At 57.3% G+C, this 2,639-nt stretch carries 1 protein-coding gene and 1 pseudogene; both read right to left on the reverse strand.

Translation table 11 applies throughout. The features are described from left to right. A partial coding sequence (locus I8N66_RS12175; RefSeq protein WP_291153982.1) for a mechanosensitive ion channel family protein occupies window positions 1-1,701 on the reverse strand: 1,701 nt, incomplete at its 3' end. A 308-nt stretch (window positions 1,702-2,009) separates the two neighbouring features. Beyond that, window positions 2,010-2,639: pseudogene (locus tag I8N66_RS12180) on the reverse strand (DUF1214 domain-containing protein); the annotation flags it as partial.

A 2,639-nucleotide genomic window follows, 5' to 3' on the forward strand; every position in this document is an offset into this window, starting at 1 on the left:
GCCAAGTTCAATTCCGTTTTCAGCGATCTGCTCGACACCCTTCAGTTTGAGCGGCTCGATGAAGAGCGAACCGAGTTCCGGGTCGGCCTGCAATTGCGCGCCGATCTCCTTGATGAGCTTGCGGACTTTATCGACATCGGTTTTGAACGGCACACGGATGCGGAATTTGTCGACAGTCCAATCGCGGCTGGCGTTCTTGATCGCGCCAAGCGAACCAAAAGGTACGGTGAAGATTGGCCCGCGGTGGTGACGCAGCCGCACGGAACGAAGGCTGAAGGATTCCACGACGCCCGTATAGCTTCCTGCTTCGATGTATTCCCCGACCCGAAAGGCATCGTCCAATAGATAGAAAATGCCGCTGACGACGTCCTTGACCAAGGTCTGCGAGCCAAACCCAATTGCAACGCCGACGACGCCCGCGCCGGCGACCAGCGGGCCGATTTTGACGCCCATCTCCGAAAGGACCGTGAGCACTGCTACACAGAGAAGGGCCGCTGCCAAAGCGTTGCGGAAAACGGGCAGCAAAGTGCGAAGCCGGCTTTCTCGTACGTTCGATTGAAGCGTTCCTTCATCACCCATCTCGCTCAGCTTGCGGGTAATGTAGGCGTTTGCCAATTGCCAGACGAGGTCGATGATGAGCAAGATCACAACGCTATTGAATGCCCCGGCAATGATCGTCCGGATCAATGTCGCTTCACCGGCAACAAAAGGAAAATTGTGTCGCCAAACGAACGCGACCCAATCGACCGCAGCAATGAGGATAATTACCCGCGTTCCGCGGACGAGCAGGACCGCCTTCAGGTCCGATGGGTCCCCTTCACTTGCGCGCCAGGGCGAGAATGAAAGCATCAGGCTGTCGGCAATCGACAAAGCGCGGGGCACGATGACAAGCATCATGCCGAGCCAGAATAAAGCCAGGAATCCACCGCACCAGAGCAGCCACAGCACGATTACGCCAGAGATGCTCATAGCACCAGAGATACGGTCTCGCAACGACCGGACATCGTTGTTGCGCTGACGCCAGATCATCGCGATTGCTAGCAGAACAATTGGGATGGACAGTCCGATAGTGAGGGCTGACTGGACGTCGGCTGCAAGACCAAGGCGTTCGGTTACAGCCCAGAATGCCATCGTCGCTGCCAGCAATGCGACGAATATCCGGGCCCGCAAATAGGAGCGGGCCGACATTATGGACGCGGCGAGCGCGATGCGGCAGAGCGCGGTCGCGATCTTGTAGACGACCAAAGCGAGAAGCGAGTAGAGTGCGACCACACGCACGAGTGGCGGCCAGGCGAACAGGAGAAAGAGGATCGCGACGGTCGCCGTGAATATCGAGAACGTCAGAAACTCCGTGTAGGTCTGCCGCAAGATTGGGTTGGGGAAGGGCACGGCGGGCACTGAATGGCGAAAAATCCATTCGATGCCAAAAGCTATGCCAGCGATGATTGCCAACACGAGCGCCGCGGGCATTGCGCCGTTGTTACGCGCGTCTTGCCAAACCGCAGACACGACGCGCGAAAGTTCATCGCTGACGCGCGGCACTGCGGCGAAAAACACGTTGAGACGGGCGCGCAAGAGCACCTCGCGTTCTTCAATGAACCACACTGCCTCATTATCGCCGGACTCGGAAGCGGCGGCTTGCTTCTGCTCCAGCCAGGCCCTCACGTCCTCATCCTCAAGCAGACGCAGCAGTTCGGCCACCTTGGACGGCTGAGCAATAGGGGGCACAGGCGTTTGCGCCTGCAGGTGCGTAAGCCCACAAAGGCAGAGGAACAGACTGCATAGCATAGTCCGAAAGATGTACATAAAGGCCCGGTCCACTGGATCAAATCCCCTCTGTCAAATTATTGGTCTCCAAAAACCAATGACAGGGCCCAAGCTGATGTAATTTGGTTCATCTTCACTGAGGACCGGTCGCACCATTCTCAACAAGAGACGTGGATGCCGAGACTTCGTGTTTGCAGCCGCCAGGAACCGGAGCCGCGGCGGCTGCATGCAGGCTGGTGGAATTAGCTCACCTTCTTCACCGGCGGTATCGTCCAAGAACCATCAATGATGGAGGGATTGCTCTCGTTGGGCCAGTAGAGGCGCATCATGAGAATAAACTTGCCCTTGGGTGCTGGGAGCCAGTTCGACTCCTTATCTGCCCCGGGCGATTCATGCTGAATGAACAAATCGATCGAGCCGTCCGGATTTGCCTTCAGGTCCTGCCGTGCACTGATCGAATAGCGATTGAGCGGATTGTCGACGAAGAAGTACCCCGCATCGTACATCGTCAAGGACCAGAAACCGGACACGGGCGGCGTCTGGCCTTTCTTGAAGGTCATGACGTACTTTTCGGAACCGTTATAGGCCCGCTTGATCAGACCTCCGCCGGACTTCATCGACGTTGGGTAGACCGCATCCTGTGGCCGGTTTGCCCCAAGACCGATCGCAGTGACCAGGGCACGCTGGATGTAGTTGGTGCCATAGATGCCAGTCTTGGTCGTGAAACCCCAGCCATCGATATCCTGCACGTCGCCATCGCTGAGCTTGAAGTGCATCATGATGCGCGCGAAGGCGACCTGGGGCACACGCTTGGCAAAGGCCGGGTCGAACTTGCTTTTATCGTATTCCTGACCGGGGACAATGCCAAGCTA

This window comes from Ensifer sp. SSB1 (assembly GCF_016652895.1).
Classification (GTDB): Bacteria; Pseudomonadota; Alphaproteobacteria; order Rhizobiales; family Rhizobiaceae; genus Ensifer.